Genomic DNA, 20,461 nt, shown 5'->3' on the forward strand with positions numbered 1-20,461 from the left:
TGCATACTGCTTCCAAGTGTTTGTATTCATGCCGGAAAGCAATAGCAGACAGATTCCGGATTGTCCAGTTTTATTTTCTATCTTCTTGATTCAGCCTGTGTTACCACCACGGGTAACACAGCCCTGCTCTCCGCATCACGGCCAGAAAAAATCCATTACAGTTGCCTTCCCACGGCCAGATCCAGATCAAACCGCCGGCGGGCGCGCGGGTCAACGGGTTTGCGGTTGTTTCCATATAAAACCCTTTCTCCCGTTGCAGGAATGCATTAACGGCTCCTGTATTTTCCGCTTCGGTCAGGCTGCAGGTTGCATAAACCAGCCGGCCGCCCGGCTTGACTTTTTGCGCGGCAATTTGCAGGAGATTTTGCTGAATGACGGCATAATCCGCGATTTGCCCGGCGGACATCCGCCAACGGGCGTCGGGATTGCGGGCCCAGGTCCCAAGCCCCGAGCAAGGCGCATCAATCAGAACGCCGTCAAAACAAGTTCCCGGGGCGGGATCAGCAGAGCCATCCCAGGACAAAGGCCGGATGGAGGGATGCCTGTCACGCCGCAAGCGTCTTGAGAGTTGTTCCAGGATGGCCGGCCGGACATCAGTTGCCAGGATTTGTCCGCAGTCCCGCATGAGGTCCGCCAAGTGAAGGCTTTTGCCGCCGGAACCGGCGCAGACATCCCACCATTTTTCCCCCGGTTGCGGGCTGCAGCACAATCCCGCGCACTGCGACGCCAGGTCCTGCACCTGGATTTCCGGAAAAAGGGCCGCGTCAAATTGTTTTCCGCCTTTGATAAAGACCGCCTGCGAAAGCAGGGGGTGGCATTCTGTTACATAGCCGGCTTTAACGAGCCGGCTCAAAGCGCTGTCTTCTCCGCCCCGCCGCAGTCTTATCCATACCGGCGGCCTGGACTGAAAAGCTTCCAAGCATCGCCGCAGCCAGGATTCCTTGTCGCGGTCAGGAGGAATAAACAGAAAATCCGCCAGCCAGTCCGGCGCCAGCTGTTCAATCCGCCGCGGACCGCTTTCTAACAGCGCCTGCAAGCCGGCGGCTTTTTCCTCAAGACTCAGCGCGCCGAGGGCTTTCAGCCCGGCGCCGGCCCGGCCGGAACTTGCCGCCATATATTCCGCCTGCGGCGGAATTTCCGCCGCGTCCAAAAGCAGGGCGGCGGCAACGCGCCTGTCGTCCGGCGTTTCCAGCCAGCCGCGCCAGCGGAACCAGGAAAAGACGGCGTTTGAAAAAAACCTCCGGTCGCGCGCGCCGTATTCCCGGTGCCGCCGGTAGACGCGGGCAAGTACCTGGTCGGCGCTCTGGCGATCCGCAATAACGGCGCGGTCCGTTTCCCGCACCAACGCCAGGCAGACTGCGGCCTGGCTTCTGATAATTTTATTCATACCTGCCTTGCTCCCGCCCCCATGTTCCACCCGCCGCGGGCGGGATGTAAAAAACACGACGCCAATAATTTTACTTGTCTATTTGCCGGCAGGATAATACTATTGTCTCAAATTAATCAATTAATTTCCGTAAATATGACTAATGAACTGGCATTTGTCCTGATCAATCCCTACACGATCGCCAAGTCAAGAACGGGCGGGGTGCTCGGCCGTTTCATGAGCCGCACCGGTCTAGATCTGGTCGGCGCGCGCATGTTTGCCCCCAGCGCCCGGCTCGTTGAGGAATACGCCGGCCTCATCAGCAGCAGCCGCAACCTGGCGCCCGAAATACGCTCTCTCCTGGCAGACTATGTCCGGAAAAATTACGCCCCCGACCATAAAACCGGCCGGCCGCGGCGGGTCATGATGATTCTGCTGGAGGGCGAAAACGCCGTTCAAAAGGTCATCAACACGGCCGGCCCCGTAATCATAGGCAGCGGGGAAACCATCCGCGACACCTTCGGCGACTACGTGGTTGACGATGACAAGAAGGTAAAATATTTTGAGCCGGCGGTTTTGATCGGGTCGGGACATGAGGACGCGGCGGCAACCTTGAAATTATGGAACCGCTACAATTTCACCGACGGCGGTCTGCTCAAGGCGGCCGTTGATGTTAACGCCGGCAGCGGCCAATGGCAGCGGACCTTGGTGCTGATCAAGCCCGATAATTTCATGTTCCCCAGTTCGCGGCCCGGCAATATCATTGACATGCTTTCGCGTTCGGGATTGAGAATCATCGCCGCCAAGGTCCACCAAATGAGCGTATTGCAGGCGGAGGAATTTTATCGGCCGGTGCGGCCCGTTCTGCGCGAAAAGATGAAAAGCCGGGTGGGCGAGAAAACCGTAAAAATGCTTGAACAAGAGTTCCATATAGAGGTTTCTCCGGATATCCGGAAGATGATAGAAGACAACATCGGCCCGCTGGTGGGCGACGAGCAGTTTAACCAGATCATCAAATTCATGACCGGCTGTTATCCGCCGGCCTGCACCCGCGAGGAAAAAGCCAGGGATGGCCGCAGCAGGTGCCTCGCCCTGGTCTATGCCGGACCGGACGCGGTGGAAAAAATACGCCGCCTGCTCGGCCCCACCGACCCAAGCAAGGCGCAGCCCGGATCCGTCCGGCGCGAATTCGGCCACGACATCATGGTGAATGCGGCACACGCCTCTGATTCCGTTGAAAACGCCGAACGGGAAATCGCGATAGTCAAGATTGAAGAAGACCTGTTTTCGCCCCTGGTCAAAAAATATTATGGAGAGTGAAAACAGACCCGCGGAAATCCGGCCGCCGGACCGGCAAAAGCATGGGCGAGGCGGGATTTGAACCCGCAAGCCTTGCGGCACAAGATCCTAAGTCTTGCGTGTCTGCCGGTTTCACCACTCGCCCTGTTATTTTTTAACACTGTAAACCGTTGTTGTAAATCATGATTTTGCGAGCGCATAGCTGCAGAATACAGACCGCCCTGCTGGGCTTGTATATGATCACGCTCGGCGCGGCCGGCGGCAGCGAGCCGGCGGCGCGGAATAATGATGTCATCCTGCTAATCCCCGCTCAACCGGCGGTTGTGCAGCCGGCCATTGAAATCGCCGCCATCCGCCCCATCCGCCTGGTCGCCTTCCGGGACAGGCCCGGCGATAAGCCCCGGCTGCACATCTGGACGGGAACAAAATGGCACCCCCTGGATTTTGACGACTTTTGCTCGCTCCGTTTCGTTGACCAGCTGCCCAAAACGGCAATCATCATCGGCGACGATTCTATCGTGCCCAGGGTCATCCGGCAAGACCTGGCCTGGCCGTGCAGAATTGAAAGGCTGCCGACCCTGGCCGTCCTGTCGGAATATTTCCATTTCAACCCAAGCGAACGCAAGGAACTGGCCGCCGCCCGCGGTCTGGAAATGGATGATGCCGCGGCGGCGCAAACTCAGCAGGAAAATCCCGCCGGGCAGGCGGACAAATCCGGCCGGGGCGGGACGGACGGCAAAACCGCGGCGGAAATCTTCAATCTGCGGATCGGTGAAAAAGAATATATTTCATTTATCTGGATCGCTCCCCTGGCCATGTGGGTCGGACGCGATGAAGTGACCAACGCGCAGTACAGCCGTTTTAACCGCGCGCATGATCCGAAAAGATATTACAACAACATTCTGGATATGCCGGACCAGCCGGCGGCGATGGTTTCGTGGGAGGACGCCAACAACTACTGCGGCTGGCTGAACCGCAACTTTCAAGACCGGCTCCCGCCGGGGTTCGCTTGCCGTCTGCCGACCGAACAGGAATGGCTCGTTTTCGCCGACTGCGGTCTGGAATTGAAATATCCGTGGGGCAATCAATGGCCGCCGCCGGACTCGTTCAATTACAAGGGCGTGGAAGGCGCCGGAATGTTTTACGGCATATTTCACGACGAAAAATTCATCGCGGGCCATAACGACGGATTCATTGTGTCCGCCCCGGTGGACAAAAGCGGAACGAACGCATGGGGCCTCTACGGAGTGGGCGGCAATGTCTGGGAATGGTGCCAGAACTGGTTTGATGAAACCAAAACAGCGCGGGCTCTGCGGGGGGCCGCCTGGAACAACCACGACCCGGAAATCCTGGCCGTCAACTACCGAAGCAGCGCGTCGCCGGACAAAAACAACGCCATGATCGGCTTTCGCGTTGTCATGGCGCCTTATCCCTTTCGGGCCGCGCCGCGCGGCCCAGCAATGAGGCCACCGCCGACGACGGGTTCTTTCCCCGGTAAACCAACGCCTGCACCTCGTTGATGATCGGGGCGGAAACGCCGTATTTCCGCGCAAGGCCGCCCGCAACCGCGCAGGTAGTAATCCCCTCGGCAATCTGTTTCATTGAGGCCGCGATTGCGTCCATCGTTTCGCCCTTGCCAAGCCTTTCCCCGACGGACCGGTTCCTGCTCAAGCGGCTGGTGCAGGTTACAATCAAATCGCCCATGCCGCTCAAGCCCGCAAATGTCTCCGGGTGGCCGCCGAGTCGGCAGCCGATCCTTGTCATTTCCGCCAGGCCGCGCGTGATCAGCGCCGCCCGCGTATTATCCCCAAAACCAAGACCGTCGCTGACGCCGACCGCGACGGCCACAATATTTTTCAACGCCCCGCCCAGCTCCACCCCGACCACGTCTTCCGAAGTATAAATCCTGAACTTCGGCGACATAATCGCCTTTTGCAGGCGGACCGCGAACGCATGTTCGCGGGCCGCCAGCACGACCGCCGTCGGTATGCCCCGCGCCACTTCCTCCGCGTGGCTCGGACCGGAAAGAACGGCGATTGGAAGACGGCCGAAATATTCCTCCGCAACCCCGGAAATGCGTTTCCCGGTGGCCGGGTCAAACCCCTTGCTAACGCTCAAAATGGCGCATTTATTGCCGAACAAACCGGCAAACCGCTGGAAAACGGCGCGGCAATATTTGCTGGGAACGGCCAGCACCGCCAGATCGGCGCCGTCCGCCGCTTCGCCGCAATCGGCCGTCCAGCCAATGCCGGAAGGCAGAGAAATGCCGGGCAGATAAAACCTGTTTTTGCGCGCCTTTCGCACCGAGGCCAGGTAGCCCGCATCCGGCCCCCAGACTCTGACCCGGAAATTACCGGAGACAAAATGCAGCGCCAGCGCCGTGCCCCATCCTCCATCGCCGATGATTGCAATGTTTTTCATGATCCAACCCCCGTTCCTTTATCCTTTCGCGCCCCGCCGCCAAAATTAAAACGGTATTCGGTGCCGGCGAGCAGCCGCCGCAGATTGGTCTTATGGCGCCAGATAATGATTATGCCCATGAGGGAAAGCGCCGCCGGAATCAATATCTGCCCGCGATAAATGCACCACGAACAGGCGGCCGTCAGAACGGCCGCCAGCATGGAGGCCAAAGAAACATACCTTGTCGCCAGAAAAAACATCACCCAGCCAAGCGCGCCGGCCAGCAGAACCAGCGGCGCGATCCCCAGCAGGGCGCCGGCGCCGGTCGCCATTCCCTTGCCGCCCCGGAAACGCAAATAGACCGGCCAATTATGACCGACAACGGCCAGGCACCCATAAAGCAACGCCAGGTGCGCGCCGGAAATTTCAGCGCCCAGTTTCCGGCACAGGACGGGCAAAAACGCGGCGGGCAGATAACCCTTCAGCAAGTCAATCGCAAAAGTCAACCCACCCCAGCCGCGGCCAACACACCGGTAGACATTGGTCGCGCCGATATTGCCGCTGCCGACCCGCCTGATGTCAACGCCCTTCACGCGCGCCAGTAGTAGACCGGTCGGAAACGCGCCGACCAGATAAGCCAGAACGGACGCCCCCGTTATCAGCATTGTGGTTTGAAGCGCGCCCATATGAATGAAACCGCGATTACCGCGCAGTTGTTTTCGCGGCCCGGCAATTTTTTCTTGATTTACAAAACAATATGTTATTTAATGGACCGAAACGATATCATTATCTGAGGGAGGCGGCAAATGAAAAGATTTTCTGTTTTCGCGGTTGCAGGGATCGCCGGCATATCTTTTTTACTGTCGGGCGCGGAGGGACGGGCCCTGAATCCGCCGTTCAAGCGCGGCGCGGATGCCCTGCTGATCGTTCCCGCGCGGCCGGCCGTTTTGCAACTGGCCTTTGACTTTGTAAAGATGCGCGCGGTAACTCTGGTCTCATTCCGGGGCAAGCCCGGCTCTGACAACCCCCTGTTGCATGTCTGGACGGGCAGCGCCTGGCAATACGTCAGCCTTGATGATTTCCGCGCGTTGCGTTTTATCGCCCCTCCCCCGAAACCCGCGTTTATTTTCGGCGACGATCAAACCGTGCCGAAAATTCTCCTGCAGGACATGGGCTGGCCGTGCCGGGTTGAAAGACTGCCGACCCTGAACCCCGCCGATCTGATCAACGGGATGGACAAATATTTCCAGTTCAGCTCCCGCGAGTGGAAAAGGCTGGCCGATTCCTACGGCCTGCGCCTGGAAGACGTCAACGCGCCCAAACGTTCTTTCAATCCCTACGACGTTCCGCGCTCCAAACTGCCCCTGGAAACGCGCGAGTTCAAACAAGGCAGGGACGATCCTCCCCCGGCCGTCATGATTGAAAAATCCGGCGATCAAACCAAAAGCAAGGACAATAAGCCGACGGAAAAACCCTGGATCAAGTGATTGTGTCGGATTTTCCAGACGGTGCCTGGAAAATTCCTCCGTGGGCAAGATAGATGATGCCTCAAGCATATCCAGAAGATTTTTACCTTCGGTAATATTGAATTTCAGCCGCACCTTGATTTCGTCATTGAGAATCTTCTTCAAGAGTTCAATGCCAAGGTTCTTGTGCTTCATCTCCTTTACATCTTGCAGGAATTCTTCAGAGAGCAATGAAATATCCGGCTTCTTAATACCAGCCGCATCAAAAATATCCACAACTTCGGTTGATTCAACCGCCTGATTCACGATCTGCCGGATAGTGGATTCATAATTCTTTTTATCGCCGTTATCACCTTCGCCTTCAAATTTGAGCAACCGTGCCCGGACGGATTGGAAGAAGGCGATTTCATTGGTCAAAGCAAGTGCGTCTTCATGCGGAACGGCCAGCGCAAAAAGCTTTGAAAGCGCGGTTGACTCTTTGACAAACCGGTCTTTGCCTTGTTCTCTTGAAAGTATGAATTCCTCGGCCTGAAGGATGATAGAAAGGCGATCAGAAGTGCCGACACTGAAAAAGCGCATATAATCAAGTCGAGATTATATAATCCCATCGCCATCAATTAGAACAAGGCTCCATCATTCGTTATTGCTAGGATTGTTGATTGGAGAGACTTGTGTCTGTTTATTGGTTTCGGACCCCGACAATTCTCCCCGATACATATCCTCAATATTCTGACCTAACTGCTTTGAATCTACTATGATAGGAATACGTGGTAACGTTAGGCGTAGACTTTGAAATTTAGGAGATTTTGGAATTGACTTTTCTTCTTTGTCTTGTATAAAGTAAGAGGTAGTAACAAGAATCTCTGCCATATATTTACCATCCGGAGTCGGCTTAAGATTGTTTTCATTGGGCTTCACTAGGTCAATACGGACTTGGCTCGGAACAGGAATAAAACAAAAACAATTACTTCCAGGCAATATTATCTCGTGCTTATTCTTCAAAGGGGGATAAGGCCCCCATCTACCAGATGATACTGGTGATCTCAAAGGAGAGATGTCCAATCCATTTTCATTTATTAATTGGATATGAAATAAACTAGACATGCTGTCGCGTACAACAAGCACGAGGTTTTTATCCTGGCTAGGATTCATAACCTCAACACGAAAACCTACTGTTACTCCCGCACTGACATTTATGCATTCCGCGCGAACAACAGCATCTTTATTTTTCCCCGTCGTATTAGCTTCTGCACTGGCCCGCTGTGTTGAACCGGTTAATAATAGCGCAATAATTATAACAACATGTTTCATGTAGCGTTCATTGCGCCGTGGTATTGGTAGCCGAGACAGCCTCCGTTTTTCCTGAATCGCCAACTTTTAAATTTAGATTTGTCTCAGCGATATATTCAATTGGCTCAACGCTGACATCTGTTCTATTTGTGGAAACTTTAATGTTTACGTCTTTCAATAATTGAGCAATATTAATCTTTTTGCCGGATTTTTCATCCCATGCCTTGCCGTCATAAGGACGATATTTCTCCAATAATTCCATGGCCATCCTCTTCCGGTAACTATTGCTTGTTGTAAGCCCTTCGCGCAACACAGGATAAGCAAATAGCTTCCCTTTCTTTACGAGCCTTTTGCTCATACTTAATTTGGCTTCCAAGTTTGCCTGCGGGTCGTTAATTATCTTCTTTGCCATCTCAACACCCTTTTCTTCATCAAGATCAAGAAGCATCTCCGAGCATTTAACATGAATAAGCCAATCTGAATTATTATTATAGCATTTAATAATTTCGGGAACTAACGTCCTGTCCTTCTCCTTTTCCATTTCCAGCAGATTAAACGCCATGACTATTTCAGTTGATTTTAGTCCGTCTGCATTCTTGATCTTGAGACTATTGATTAGGTTTTCACGGGTCGGCTTTTTTCCTGAAACTTTGATGTAAAACTCTCTTTTCTCTTGTAATTCAGCTTGAAAAGCCATTTCTTTATTCGGAGCATCAGTCGCAAAAGCCATGTTAATTCCTCCGCTTATTAAGTTTATGGCTATAAAAACCAACGTGAACAATAATTGCGTTACTTTATTCATTTTATTTATTCCTTTATGGGATTATTGAATCAGCCAAACTTTGATAGCTTGCTTTTCCATCTCCGTACGCCCTAGTTTCTTTTTCGGGGTCATATTCATCATTTGCGTCTTTGGTAACCGGAATTAATTTATTATAAAATGACGACTTTCTTGTATTCAAAACATCATTCGGAACAAGGTTTGACAAAGTCACTTCATCTTCTTGCGCTTCTATCCAACTCTCCGCCTCATAAACTTTTGGCGTATAATAATTATTCAGCCAGTCACTGACATGGAATAATTCATGCTGTTGACTCAACGCTGACGCCCAATAACAATCCCTTGTCGGCCATCCAATATCATTAGGAGTCAAATCATCTTTTGCTTGAGTCTTCTTTTCATATTCCGTGCTGTTGGTGCTCATGCCCATTCCAAGAGGAAAAGGATTAGCCGCTGGGTTCGGAACATCCGCGCGGCCACCGTTATTTACACCCCATTTTATCTCATAATATACTTCGTCAAAAACAAATTTCCATTTTTTGCTCTCATAATAAATTAAGTACTTATCATCAGGATACCAGATTTCCGCCCTGTCAGTGAGACCAAAGGGAGTAGCAATAGAATCATTCCTTGTAACCGGAACATGGATATACACAGACGCAGGATTTGGTGCGCCATTGAAAACATAGACACGGCCATTAAACACAGTTTCAGAATTCGCACTGGCCGTGATTGCCTCTCCGGCTTCTATAAGAGATGCTTTTGAGAGAATCCGCTGGAGTTGATCGCTTCCTGCAGACCCTCCGTTCCATGAAACAAATCCGCTTGGCAACGTAACTCCAGAGGGAGTAACCTTAAGCTGAACTACAACATTTCCAGAACCTTTGCTCGTTGCATAGACTTTAACGCCACTAGACTCACCAATGAAGTCCGCTGACGATACTGAGTCAAACTCCACAATCCAAAGCGGTCTCTGCCCGCAACCCAATATGTTATGGGTGAACAAACAACCATCACAGGAGGACGGCGCATGAACTCGTTTACACAAAGATTCAGCAATAAAATCAAGGGCGTTATCAGCGGCTTCGACCGCAGCGTTTTCAAAGGCTGCCTCCGCCCCATCGCCTATGCCGACGGCGCCATGGCCTTCCTCCGCTGGCGCGGCGTCCTCAACAAAAACTACAAGCCCCGGATGATGGCCCAATCGAAATTGATCGTGGAACATGCCGACCGCTATGCGCGCAAAACCTGTGGACAAGGCGTTTCAATTAGGCCGCCAAAAGCGGCAACTGTATTTGAGCGGCGTAGGAGCCGCATCCCCATGCGGCGATTCCGGACGAACCGCATCCCCATGCGGCGATTCCAAACACCAGATGCATCGCCGAACAGGGGTTCGGCTCCTACCCCCGATTTTGCGCTCTTTTGCGGCAAGTTTGAAATTCTTATGCATGAACCTATTGCTTCCTCCAATGAACGCAAGGAAGCCATTGCCCATCAACGACAACGCGACTTGGGCATCAAACACGGTCTCATCGGCGTCTGGTACTGCGTCGAAGTCTGTTCCTCTTTCCGCGCCCACTATGACGCCCAGGCCGGTTTCCCTCAACTGCGGCATCTCTTTTCCCGCTGCAAACATCTTTACTTTTATTACGACCATCCCCTCTTCGGCTTTATGAGTGTCCGCCTCCAAACCTGGTTCCCCTGCGGCATTCAGATCGCATTCAACAACCGCTTCATGGATCAAATGGCTGCCGTTAAAGACACGCGACCCTTCCGCCAAATCCTTGATGCTCTCTTAAAACCACGCCTTGCGGGGCAGGAATGCGGATGCGCCGCCCGAAACGCTATACTCGTGTATGCGTGAGGGCGGGAAATCCGCAGATGCGCCGGAATCGCCGGAGATTTTCCGAACGAAATGCACCGCGCATATGCTTCATCCCACATCATCCTTACCCAGCATTATTTTCTTGCTTTTCATCACGGCTTTTGACATTTCAGGTGCTAATGGGTATATCAGCCGCCTATAAATAAAGGGGATTTTGGTCGGGGAATCAAGTGCCAAAAATAATTGAAAGGTTGCGGGATAATGTCAATTCGCATTACAGGCGGAATTTTCAGGGGACGTCTGCTTGATGTGCCCCCGCAAGGGGTGCGGCCCACGCAGGACCGCGTGCGCGCGGCCATATTCTCGTCCCTGCAAAACGTTATCCGGGGGGCAAAAGTGCTGGATCTTTTTGCCGGCACGGGCGCTTTCGGACTGGAAGCATTGAGCCGCGGCGCGGCTTTTGCGTGTTTTATTGAGAACGATCGTTTCGTTATGCCGTATTTAAGGAAAAATGTCCGCCGGCTGACAGGCGGAAAGGCGGATGAAAAGGACAAAGCCGCTGAAACAAACAGACTTCTCATAGTCCGGTCGGATGCCGTAAGTTTTCTGACGCGTGATCCGGTTCCTTGTATTGCCGATATTATCTTTGCCGATCCGCCTTATGACGCCGAAGGGGAATGGTCAAAAAAAATCTTGTTTCATCTTTCGCGGCGGTCTATTCTCTCGCCAGACGGACGTGTAATCATTGAATCCGGCGCAAAATCGCCTTTAATTGAGGCGCAAGGGTGGGATGTTTGCCGGGAAAAGCTGTACGGCGAAACACGGGTTTGCATTTATCGGATTCACGGTTCGCGCGTGCCGGCGCAGGATGTAAAATGAAAGACTTGGCCATTTATCCCGGAACTTTTGATCCGCTGACGCTCGGGCACGTTGATTTGATCAGGCGGGCCGCGCGCATATTCGGACATATTGTGATTGCCGTTTCGGCCAAGCCGCGCAAAACCACCCTCTTTGCGGCGGACGAGCGTCTCGTCATGGCCCGCCGGCTTTGCCGCCGGATTCCCGGCGCAGAAGCGGAAATATTTGACGGTCTTCTCGTGAATTATGTCCGTCAAAAAGGGGCGCACGTGATCATTCGCGGCTTGCGCGCTTTTTCCGATTTTGAATATGAATTTCAAATGGCGCTGACCAACCGCCACATGGCGCCGGATATTGAGACGTTTTTCATGATGACGAAAGAATCCTACAGTTTTTTAAGCTCCAGCGCGGTGCGCGAAGTGGCCGCCCTGGGCGGGGACACCGGCAAGTTTGTGCCGGATTTTGTGCAGCAGGCGCTGAAAAAGAAGATCAAGCAGTCAGGAGCCAGTAGTCAGCAGTCAGAGTTTGAAAAAAAGCCATGAAATTCCCCGAATCATATTCCGCCTCTCGCCTGCTGGCCACTGAATTCTGACTACGGTTTTGCCATGTCCTTAATTATTGAACCCCGGCGCTTGCGCGCCAAGCCCGAAAGAATCCGCGGCCGCGCGCCGGCGGAAACGCTGGAAATTGAGACCGGCGGCCTGGCGCGGCCGGAAGGGTCTCTGGCGTACGACCTGACCGCGCAGTTGTTATCCGGCGAATTGATCGTGCGCGGCGCGCTGGAAATCGGTTTTGCATGCCGCTGCGCCCGTTGCGGCGACAGTTTTTCCAGGAAAGTTCTTATCACGGATTTTTACCGCAATTTCGCCCTGACCTCAAAAAGTGAATTAATCAACTTGACCGCCGATGTGCGGGAGGATATTCTCCTTGCCTTGCCAATGGTGGCGGTTTGTTCTGAAACCTGCCGCGGGCTGTGCCGCGTATGCGGCGCCAATCTGAACCGGGAAAGCTGTAAATGCAAGCCGGCCGCCGAGCCGGATGTCTGGCAGAAATTGGGCGATCTGCGCCTGCCCCGCAAGAAGCGAGATTCATAACGGCATGCCGCGTTGAATTTCGGTTGTCGGCAAATAAGGAGAAAATCGTATGGCGGTTCCAAAAAGAAAAGTATCCAAGAGCAAAACAAGGATGCGGAAACGATCGCATAAGCTGTTTTTGACCTCAACCAGGCCGTGTCCCAACTGCGGCGAGCTGCAGCCTCCCCACCGGGTTTGTCCCTCCTGCGGATATTACCGGGGGCGGCAGGTTCTTTCCGTTACCGTGAAAAGCTGAAAGTCTCATCCCCTATGCAGATTGCCATTGATGCCATGGGCGGCGACTTTGCCCCGCGCGCGATCATTGCCGGAACATTACAGGCGGTTGACTCTCTGAAGGATATTGAGCGCATCATCCTGGTCGGCGATGAGGCCGTTATCGTCCGCGAATTGCGCGTTTTCGGGCAGACGCCGGACCGCATTGAAATTTTCCACGCCGCGGAATCCATCGGCATGGAAGAAAGTCCGGTTAACGCCGTCCGCCACAAGAAGGATTCTTCCATCAACCGGGCCGTTGATCTTGTCAAAAGCGGCCGGGCCCAGGCGATGATCTCGGCGGGCAACACCGGCGCGGTGATGGCCGCCGCCGCCTTGAAACTGCGCACCCTGCGGGGGGTTGAACGTCCGGCCATCGCAACCATGATGCCGACGCCTTCCAAGCCGTTCGTTTTGATTGACGCCGGCGCAAACACTGACTGTTCGCCCGGCCTGCTGCTGCAGTTTGCCGTCATGGGCCATGTCTACGCCAAGAAGATCCTTTCCAATCCGCAGCCGGTCGTCGGGCTGATGAGCGTCGGCACGGAAGATTCCAAGGGCAACGAGACCACCAGAGAAGCCTTCCGCCTTTTGTCGGCCTCGCAGCTGAACTTCAAGGGCAACATTGAAGGCCATGATTTGTTCAAGGGAAATATTGATGTTGCGGTCTGCGACGGCTTCGTCGGCAACGTCATTTTAAAGTCAAGCGAAAGCGTGGCGCATGCCGTGGGAACATGGATCAAACGCGAGTTTACCAGCAATCCATGGAGAAAGCTCGGAGCTTTCTGCCTGAGAAGCGCGCTGAACAAGATGAAGCGGACCATGGACCCGGAAATGTACGGCGGCGCGCCCCTGCTCGGCGTCAACGGCATTTGCATCATATGCCATGGCGCGTCGTCGGGCCGCGCCATTTTTAACGCCATCCGGGTCGCGCGCGATTCGGTCCATCAGGAGATTAATGAGATGATCATCAAAACCATAGAGGATTTGCCATGACGCCCCATGCGATTAAAAAAGCCGCCGCCGCCAGCGAGCCGCTGCGCTCCGTTTCGGTGATTGCCGCCGGCTCGTATGTCCCCGAAAAAGTGCTGACCAACGCCGAACTGGCGCAGATGGTTGACACTTCCGACGAATGGATCACCACGCGCACCGGTATCAGCGAGCGGCGGATTGCCGCGAGCAACGAGGTAACATCCGACCTTGCGCAAAAAGCCGCCCAGCGCGCCATGCAGAAAGCCGGCGTCACGGCCGATGAAATTGATTTGATTATCGTCGCCAGCATTACTCCGGACATGCCCTTCCCGAGCACGGCCTGCTTTGTCCAGGAAAAATTAAAGGCATTCCGCGCGGTCTGCTTTGATATTCAGGCCGCCTGTTCGGGGTTTATCTACGGGCTTGAAATCGCCCGCCAGTTCCTGGCCAACGGGACGGCCGGGACCGCCCTCGTGATCGGAAGCGAAAAATTGAGCTGTATCACCGACTGGCAGGACCGCGCCACCTGCGTCCTTTTCGGCGACGGCGCCGGGGCGGCTGTTCTCCGGCATCGGCCGGGGACGCGCGGTATTTTGGCAACCTCCATTGCTTCCGATGGCCGCCTGACCGGTCTTCTGAATCTTCCGGGCGGCGGCAGTCTGCATCCGGCCTCGCAACAGACAGTCAATGACCGCCTGCACTACCTTAAAATGGCGGGACGGGAAGTGTTCAAGCACGCCGTCAATTCCATGGTGGACGCCGCCAATCAGGCGCTGAAAAAGGCGGCGGTGAAAATAGACCAGGTCAACCTGATCATTCCCCATCAGGCCAATATGCGCATTATCAAGGCTATCGGCGAAAGGCTGGGCGCGCCCGCGGAAAAATATTTTGTCAATCTGAACCGCTACGGCAACATGTCGGCCGCTTCCATACCAGTGGCGCTGGACGAGGCCGAGCAACAGGGGCGGATAAAAAGCGGCGACATTATCCTGCTCGTGGCCTTTGGCGGGGGATTCACCTGGGGGGCGACTTTGCTGGAATGGTGACCGTGCGTCTCTAGCGTGGCGCGCGGGCGATTGACCGCAGAGACGCAGAGAACGCAGCGCAACCAAAGATTTGTTTGCGGCTATCTGCCGCCTTTGAAATGCCATGAAATATCAACTCGCCATTCTCTGCGCGGGACAGGGCGCCCAGACCGTCGGCATGGGGCGCGAACTCGCCGCTTCTTTTCCCGGATGCCGCGCCCTCTTTGCAAAGGCCGATGAAATCCTCGGGTATGAACTGCAAAAGATAATTTTTGAGGGGCCGGAAAACGAGCTGGTGAAATCAAATCACTGTCAGCCGGCCATTTTCACCGTTACGATCGCCTGCTTCCAGGCTTTGCAGTTTGAAATATCAAATCTTTCATTTCAGGCGGCGGCGGGTTTAAGTCTCGGGGAATGGTCGGCGCTGTGTCTGGCCGGCGCAATATCCTTTGAGGACGGCCTGCGCGCGCTGGAAGCGCGCGGCCGTTACATGCAGGAGGCCTGCGAAGAGCAGGAAGGCGCCATGTTGAGCGTGATCGGCCTGAAGCATGAAACGCTTTTGAAAGCCGCGGCGGACAGCGGGGTTGAAATTGCCAATTATAATTCGTCCGAGCAGACCGTCCTTTCCGGCCGAAGACCGAATATAGCGGAAGCCGAAAAAATGATGGGGGCGGCGGGGGCCAGGCGCGTCATGTTATTGAACGTGGCCGGGGCTTACCATTCGTCCCTGATGAAATCGGCCGCCGAAAAAATGCGCGTGTTTTTGGAAAAGGTTCGGATTAATCCCCCGAAATGCACGGTGATGTCCAACGTGAGCGGCCGCGCCCACGGTTCGCCGGAGGAAATAAAACGCGCCATGGTCGCGCAGATAATTTCCCCCGTGAAATGGATTGACTGCATTCGGGAAATGGAAAAAGCGGGCGTTAATTGCTATGTTGAATGCGGTCCTGGCCGCGTTCTTTCCGGGCTTGTCAAACGCATCCAGCCGCCGGCCCGGCTCGGCAACGTCCAGGACAACCGGTCGCTTCAGGCGGCTCGGGAATTGCTCGGATCAAATTCCGGAGGCGATGAAATATCATGCAAAACTTGAAACTTGGCGTGAATATTGATCATGTGGCCACCCTGCGCCAGGCGCGCGGGGTAAATTACCCGAGCGTAACTGACGCGGCCCGGATATGCGTGGCGGCCGGGGCTTACGGCATCACCATTCATCTGCGCGAGGACCGCCGGCATATTCAGGATCATGACCTGTTTGCCCTGCGCCGTTTGCTGAAAAAGGCCGCGCTCAACCTTGAAATGGCCAATGCGCCGGAAATCGCGGACATTGCCTTGAAGGCAAAACCGGATGAGGTCTGTATCGTGCCCGAAAAACGCCGGGAATTGACCACAGAAGGCGGACTTGACGCCGCCGGCCAGCAAAGAAGTCTGAAGGCAACCTGCCGGCGGTTGTCCGCGGCCGGAATCATGGTAAGTCTTTTTGTTGATCCGGAGAAAAAACAACTGGATGCGGCCGCCGCCATCGGCGCGCCCTGCGTGGAACTGCATACGGGCGCCTTCTGTAATGCCCGCGGCGCCGGCGCCCGAAAAGAACAGAAACGCCTTATTGAAGGCGCGCGTTATGCGCATGCCGTCGGCTTGAAAGTCAATGCCGGACACGGGATCACCCTCGGCAATATCAAAAGCATACTGAAAATGCCTTTTCTGGACACATTGAATATCGGCCACAGCATCGTGGCGCGCGCCGTGTTTGTCGGCCTGCAGGCCGCCGTCCGCGAAATGCTTGAGAAAATGGCAAAATATCGCGGCTGAACGGAATTTTGGTAAAAGGGCGGGGTTCTGGCAAAGCCCTCCGGTGATGACGGACGGAGAGCCCGCTTACGATATACAGCCTGTATACAAATGAAACGCGGGACAAAAACGAACAATTTCAACGGCCCTGTCGCCGGCATGGGCATTGATATCGTGGATATTCCCCGTTTCCGCAAAATCCTTGCCAGCCGCGGTAAAAGGTTTATTGACCGTATTTTCCTGCCGGGCGAGAAAAAATACTGCCGCGCAAAAGCAAGACCCTGGATTCATTACGCCGGCCGTTTTGCCGCCAAGGAAGCCGTTGCCAAAGCCTTCGGCACCGGCATCGGCGGAAAAATATCCTGGCGGGATATTGAAATCATATCCGCGGATTTAAAAGCTCCCGTTGTGAAGCTGAGCCTCCGGGCCCAAAAACTGGCCCGACAGCGGCGCATCCGCCGGGTTTTCATCAGCATTTCCCACACCCGCGCTTACACAACCGCCGCGGCCCTGTTGGCATAATCCGCCGGACGGCCAAAACGGGTAAAGAACCCTCTTCTGCCGCCGGGCCGTAAAAAAATACGGCGGTTTCGGAATTATTTGCTTTTCCCTTTTTTACCGGCGCTGATGGCGGCCTGGGCCGCCGCCAGGCGGGCGATCGGCACGCGGAACGGACTGCAACTTACGTAATTCAACCCGGTTTTGAAGCAGAATTCAACCGAAGCCGGGTCGCCGCCCTGCTCGCCGCAGATTCCGATTTTAAGGTCATTGCGAACGGCGCGCCCTTTCTTCACCGCCATTTCAATCAGCTGGCCGACGCCTTCCTGATCAATGGTTTGGAACGGGTCGGCGGCGATGATTTTTTTGTCAAGGTAGTCCTGCATGAACGCGCCGGTATCGTCGCGGCTGAAGCCGAATCCCATCTGGGACAGATCGTTTGTGCCGAACGAGAAGAATCCCGCCTCCGCCGCCATTTTATCGGCGGTCAGGCAGGCGCGCGGGATTTCAATCATCGTGCCGTACAAATGCGGAATGGAGCGCATGTTCATTTTGCCGAGCGTTTCATCATAAACCCGGCAGGCAATCGCTTTCTGATCCTTTAATTCGTTCGCGTCGCAAGTTACCGGAATCATGATTTCGGGTTGGCATTTCTTGCCGGCTTTGATGATCTCGGCCGCGGCCTCAAAAATGGCGCGCAACTGCATCTCGGCGATTTCCGGATAGGTAATGCCGAGGCGGACGCCGCGGTGGCCCATCATCGGGTTGGATTCGGAAAGCAGCTCGCCCCGTTTGCGCACGTCGGCGGCCGAGATGCCGAGGCTCTGCGCCAGATCCTTCTGCTTTTCCGCATCCTGCGGAACGAATTCATGCAGGGGCGGGTCCAGCAGGCGGATCGTAACCGGCAAACCTTCCATCGCCTCCAGGGTGGCCTTGATGGAAGCCTTCACAAACGGGAACAATTCATCCAAAGCCTTGCGGCGCTCTTCCGTGGTCCGGCTGAGGATCATTTTGCGCAGGATGAAGAGCGGCTGGTCGCTGCCCTTGCCGTAAAACATGTGTTCGGTGCGGAAGAGCCCGATGCCCTCGGCGCCGAAGTCGCGCGCGTTTTTCGCGTCGGCGGGCGTGTCGGCATTGGCGCGGACGCCGAGGCGGCGGTATTTGTCAACGATCGCCATGAATTTTTTGAAGCGCGGATTCTCGCTGGCGCTGATCATCGGCAGTTCGCCTTCGTAAACATAACCTTTCGTGCCATTCAGCGTAACGCGTTCGCCCTCGTTGAAATCCCGGCCGTTGATCGTCATTTTCTTGTAAACGGCGTCAACGTGAATACTGCCGGCGCCGACGATGCAGCATTTACCCCAGCCGCGCGCCACGAGGGCGGCGTGACTGGTCATGCCGCCGCGGGCGGTCAGAATGCCTTCGGCGGCGCGCATGCCTTCAATATCCTCGGGGTTGGTTTCCTCGCGCACGAGAATGACTTTCTTGCCGTTTTTGGCCCATTCCACCGCGGCTGCGGCTGAAAACACGATTTGTCCGCCGGCGCCGCCCGGTCCGGCCGGCAAGCCTTTGGCAAGAATATGGGTATGTTTTTCCGCGGCCGGATCAACGATCGGGTGCAGGAGTTCGTCCAGTTGCGCCGGCGTGAGGCGCATGACCGCCTCCGTTTCGCGGATAAGTTTTTCCGCAACCATGTCCATGGCCATGTTAAGGGCGGCGGTGCCGGTGCGTTTGCCCACGCGGCATTGCAGCATGTAAAGCTTGCCTTCCTGAATGGTAAACTCAATGTCCTGCATGTCCTTGTAGTGCTTTTCCAGTTTTTTCTGGATCTTATCCAGTTCGGTGTAGACGGACGGCATGCCCTTTTCAAGGGAAAGGAGCGCGGCGTTGTGCTCCGACTTGGTCGCCTCGTTCAGCGGGTTGGGCGTGCGGATGCCGGCCACAACGTCCTCGCCCTGGGCGTTGGAGAGCCATTCGCCGTAAAATTTATGCTCGCCGGTGGCGGGGTTGCGGCTGAAGGCGACGCCGGTGGCCGAAGATTCGCCCATGTTGCCGAAAACCATTGACTGGACGTTGACCGCGGTGCCCCAGTCGTCGGGAATGCCTTCTATTTTCCGGTAGGCGATGGCGCGTTTGCCGTTCCAGCTTTTAAAGACCGCGCCGATGCCGCCCCAGAGTTGGGCCATGGGGGCGTCGGGAAATTCACGGCCGAGCACGACGCGCACGCGCGTTTTGAAATCTTCGCAGAGTTTCTTGAGGTCTTCGGCGGACAAGTCGGTGTCTTTCTGGTACCCCTTGTGTTTTTTCATTTCCTGCAGGAGTCTGTCCAGTTGGACGCGGATCCCCTTGCCTTCCTCCGGCTCAATGCCCTCGGCTTTTTCCATGACCACGTCGGAATACATCATGATGAGGCGGCGGTAGGAATCATAAACGAATCTTTCGTTGCGGGTCTTGGCAATCAGGCCGGGAATAGTGGCCGTGCAGAGTCCGACGTTCAGGACGGTTTCCATCATGCCGGGCATTGATTTCCTGGCGCCCGAGCGGCAGGAAACCAGAAGCGGATTTTTGGGGTCGCCGAAAATCATCCCCATTTGTTTTTCGGTTTTAGCCAGGGCCGCTTCAACCTGCGCTTTCAGCGCGGCGGGAAAACCCATTCTGTTCCTGAAATAATCAACGCAGCACTCGGTGGTGATGGTGAACCCGGCCGGCACGGGCAACCCCAGCCGGCACATCTCCGCCAGATTGGCGCCCTTGCCGCCGAGGAGGTTTTTCATGTCAGCCCTGCCCTCCGTGCATTTGCCGCTCCCAAAGAGGTAGACGTATTTTTTGTTTTTACCGCGCGCCGCCATTTTCTTTTTTGATGCCATCTTAATGCTCCTTTTTCCTCCGCGGGCGGATTTGCCCGCGGCATGAAACCAATGAATTAACGTGAGAAAAACCGTTGCAGATTAACACAATGCCGGAAAATGTCAACGGAAGAAACTGAAGAAAAGACATGAAAACTTCGTCTTGTCCCGCATTACGGAAAATCACGGAAACAAACCGCTTGACAAGGGAGGAGAATTTGGTAAAAGTTTCCTAAAGTCAACGGCGTGTAGCCGCGTTGCGTCCTACGTTGCTCACGCGGGGTTAACCACGTTAGTTTTTGAAATAGCCAAATGGGTTATTTCAAAAACTTCACGGGTATTATACCGCAGGATTGCAAGCCGTTTCCGCGCGGAGAGCGGGCGTGAAAAGCAAAAAACATATAAAACATGGAAGAAGCAAAGCGCTCAGTGCGGCGTTAATTGCGACATTTTGCGCCGGAACTCTGCTGGCCGGCGACGGAACCGGGGAAAAAGGTTTTGTGCCCCCGCCGCGCGACCGTAAAGCGCCGCCGGCCCCGCCCAGAACAACTTCCTCTTCTGAAACACTGCTCGCGTGCTGTTGCTGCCCGGTAACCCCGATGGCGCGCACGGAGGCCAAGAAACCGCCGACCCCGCCGGTTCTGGTGACAAAGATCATGGATGAACGCGTGCCCGGAGCAGGCGGCGGCAACAAGTAATCC

At 55.0% G+C, this 20,461-nt stretch carries 21 protein-coding genes and 1 tRNA gene; 13 read left to right on the forward strand and 9 right to left on the reverse strand.

Features of this window, described 5'->3' with window-relative positions:
- Window positions 1-100 precede the first annotated feature (100 nt).
- Window positions 101-1,387: an RsmB/NOP family class I SAM-dependent RNA methyltransferase gene (locus PHP98_04645; protein ID MDD5482922.1), complete on the reverse strand. Its 1,287-nt coding sequence runs from the start codon at window positions 1,385-1,387 to the stop codon at window positions 101-103.
- Between the two features lie 135 nt (window positions 1,388-1,522).
- Here PHP98_04645 and PHP98_04650 point away from each other — a divergent pair, with 135 nt between their 5' ends.
- Window positions 1,523-2,686: a nucleoside-diphosphate kinase gene (locus tag PHP98_04650; protein MDD5482923.1), complete on the forward strand. Its 1,164-nt coding sequence runs from the start codon at window positions 1,523-1,525 to the stop codon at window positions 2,684-2,686.
- Between the two features lie 42 nt (window positions 2,687-2,728).
- Here PHP98_04650 and PHP98_04655 read toward each other — a convergent pair.
- Window positions 2,729-2,810, reverse strand: a tRNA-Leu gene (locus PHP98_04655).
- Window positions 2,811-2,847: 37 nt separating this feature from the next.
- Between PHP98_04655 and PHP98_04660 the strand changes: the two genes are divergently transcribed.
- A complete protein-coding gene (locus tag PHP98_04660) occupies window positions 2,848-4,185 on the forward strand; it encodes an SUMF1/EgtB/PvdO family nonheme iron enzyme (protein ID MDD5482924.1) in 1,338 nt (445 codons plus the stop codon).
- On the opposite strand, the gene PHP98_04665 is transcribed toward PHP98_04660, so the two are convergent.
- From PHP98_04665 to PHP98_04690, 6 genes are all read right to left on the reverse strand, one after another.
- Window positions 4,082-5,086 carry an NAD(P)-dependent glycerol-3-phosphate dehydrogenase gene (locus tag PHP98_04665; GenBank protein ID MDD5482925.1) on the reverse strand — a complete coding sequence of 335 codons (1,005 nt, stop codon included), beginning with the start codon at window positions 5,084-5,086 and terminating at the stop codon, window positions 4,082-4,084. The genes PHP98_04660 and PHP98_04665 overlap by 104 nt on opposite strands.
- Window positions 5,083-5,730: a glycerol-3-phosphate 1-O-acyltransferase PlsY gene (gene plsY / locus PHP98_04670; protein ID MDD5482926.1), complete on the reverse strand. Its 648-nt coding sequence runs from the start codon at window positions 5,728-5,730 to the stop codon at window positions 5,083-5,085. Before plsY ends, PHP98_04665 begins: the two co-directional genes overlap by 4 nt.
- A 330-nt stretch (window positions 5,731-6,060) precedes the next feature.
- On the reverse strand, window positions 6,061-7,110 hold the full coding sequence (locus tag PHP98_04675) for a DUF3387 domain-containing protein (GenBank protein MDD5482927.1): 1,050 nt from the start codon (window positions 7,108-7,110) through the stop codon (window positions 6,061-6,063).
- A 54-nt stretch (window positions 7,111-7,164) separates the two neighbouring features.
- Window positions 7,165-7,842 (reverse strand): hypothetical protein, encoded by a 678-nt coding sequence (locus tag PHP98_04680; protein MDD5482928.1) that lies wholly within the window; start codon window positions 7,840-7,842, stop codon window positions 7,165-7,167.
- 7 nt (window positions 7,843-7,849) lie between these two features.
- A complete protein-coding gene (locus PHP98_04685; GenBank protein MDD5482929.1) occupies window positions 7,850-8,623 on the reverse strand; it encodes a hypothetical protein in 774 nt (257 codons plus the stop codon).
- Between the two features lie 13 nt (window positions 8,624-8,636).
- Entirely contained in the window at window positions 8,637-9,860 is a 1,224-nt protein-coding gene (locus tag PHP98_04690; protein ID MDD5482930.1) for a hypothetical protein, read from the reverse strand.
- 186 nt (window positions 9,861-10,046) lie between these two features.
- Between PHP98_04690 and PHP98_04695 the strand changes: the two genes are divergently transcribed.
- The 10 genes from PHP98_04695 to acpS all read left to right on the forward strand — a co-directional run bounded on the left by PHP98_04695 (window position 10,047) and on the right by acpS (window position 16,938).
- Window positions 10,047-10,466, forward strand: a complete 420-nt coding sequence (locus PHP98_04695) for a hypothetical protein (protein MDD5482931.1) — start codon at window positions 10,047-10,049, stop codon at window positions 10,464-10,466.
- Window positions 10,467-10,688: 222 nt separating this feature from the next.
- Window positions 10,689-11,306 (forward strand): 16S rRNA (guanine(966)-N(2))-methyltransferase RsmD, encoded by a 618-nt coding sequence (gene rsmD / locus PHP98_04700; protein ID MDD5482932.1) that lies wholly within the window; start codon window positions 10,689-10,691, stop codon window positions 11,304-11,306.
- On the forward strand, window positions 11,303-11,827 hold the full coding sequence (gene coaD, locus PHP98_04705) for a pantetheine-phosphate adenylyltransferase (GenBank protein ID MDD5482933.1): 525 nt from the start codon (window positions 11,303-11,305) through the stop codon (window positions 11,825-11,827). The genes rsmD and coaD overlap by 4 nt, the downstream gene beginning before the upstream one ends.
- A 63-nt stretch (window positions 11,828-11,890) precedes the next feature.
- Window positions 11,891-12,379, forward strand: a complete 489-nt coding sequence (locus PHP98_04710) for a DUF177 domain-containing protein (protein MDD5482934.1) — start codon at window positions 11,891-11,893, stop codon at window positions 12,377-12,379.
- Window positions 12,380-12,428: 49 nt separating this feature from the next.
- The gene (rpmF, locus tag PHP98_04715) at window positions 12,429-12,614 is read left to right on the forward strand and encodes a 50S ribosomal protein L32 (GenBank protein ID MDD5482935.1); all 186 of its coding nucleotides are present in this window, start codon (window positions 12,429-12,431) and stop codon (window positions 12,612-12,614) included.
- Window positions 12,615-12,628: 14 nt separating this feature from the next.
- A complete protein-coding gene (gene plsX / locus PHP98_04720; protein ID MDD5482936.1) occupies window positions 12,629-13,627 on the forward strand; it encodes a phosphate acyltransferase PlsX in 999 nt (332 codons plus the stop codon).
- The gene (locus PHP98_04725; GenBank protein ID MDD5482937.1) at window positions 13,624-14,649 is read left to right on the forward strand and encodes a ketoacyl-ACP synthase III; all 1,026 of its coding nucleotides are present in this window, start codon (window positions 13,624-13,626) and stop codon (window positions 14,647-14,649) included. The genes plsX and PHP98_04725 overlap by 4 nt, the downstream gene beginning before the upstream one ends.
- Window positions 14,650-14,752: 103 nt before the next feature.
- Window positions 14,753-15,718, forward strand: a complete 966-nt coding sequence (fabD, locus tag PHP98_04730; GenBank protein ID MDD5482938.1) for an ACP S-malonyltransferase — start codon at window positions 14,753-14,755, stop codon at window positions 15,716-15,718.
- Entirely contained in the window at window positions 15,706-16,437 is a 732-nt protein-coding gene (locus tag PHP98_04735) for a pyridoxine 5'-phosphate synthase (GenBank protein MDD5482939.1), read from the forward strand. Before fabD ends, PHP98_04735 begins: the two co-directional genes overlap by 13 nt.
- Before the next feature lie 90 nt (window positions 16,438-16,527).
- Window positions 16,528-16,938, forward strand: a complete 411-nt coding sequence (acpS, locus tag PHP98_04740) for a holo-ACP synthase (protein ID MDD5482940.1) — start codon at window positions 16,528-16,530, stop codon at window positions 16,936-16,938.
- A 74-nt stretch (window positions 16,939-17,012) separates the two neighbouring features.
- Here the strand turns inward: acpS and ppdK are convergent, their stop codons facing one another.
- On the reverse strand, window positions 17,013-19,781 hold the full coding sequence (gene ppdK, locus PHP98_04745; protein ID MDD5482941.1) for a pyruvate, phosphate dikinase: 2,769 nt from the start codon (window positions 19,779-19,781) through the stop codon (window positions 17,013-17,015).
- A gap of 362 nt (window positions 19,782-20,143) precedes the next feature.
- On the opposite strand from ppdK, the gene PHP98_04750 reads away from it, so the two are divergent.
- The gene (locus PHP98_04750; GenBank protein MDD5482942.1) at window positions 20,144-20,458 is read left to right on the forward strand and encodes a hypothetical protein; all 315 of its coding nucleotides are present in this window, start codon (window positions 20,144-20,146) and stop codon (window positions 20,456-20,458) included.
- The last annotated feature ends 3 nt before the right edge of the window (window positions 20,459-20,461 follow it).

Source organism: Kiritimatiellia bacterium, from assembly GCA_028715905.1.
In the GTDB taxonomy this organism is placed as follows: Bacteria; Verrucomicrobiota; Kiritimatiellia; order JAAZAB01; family JAAZAB01; genus JAQUQV01.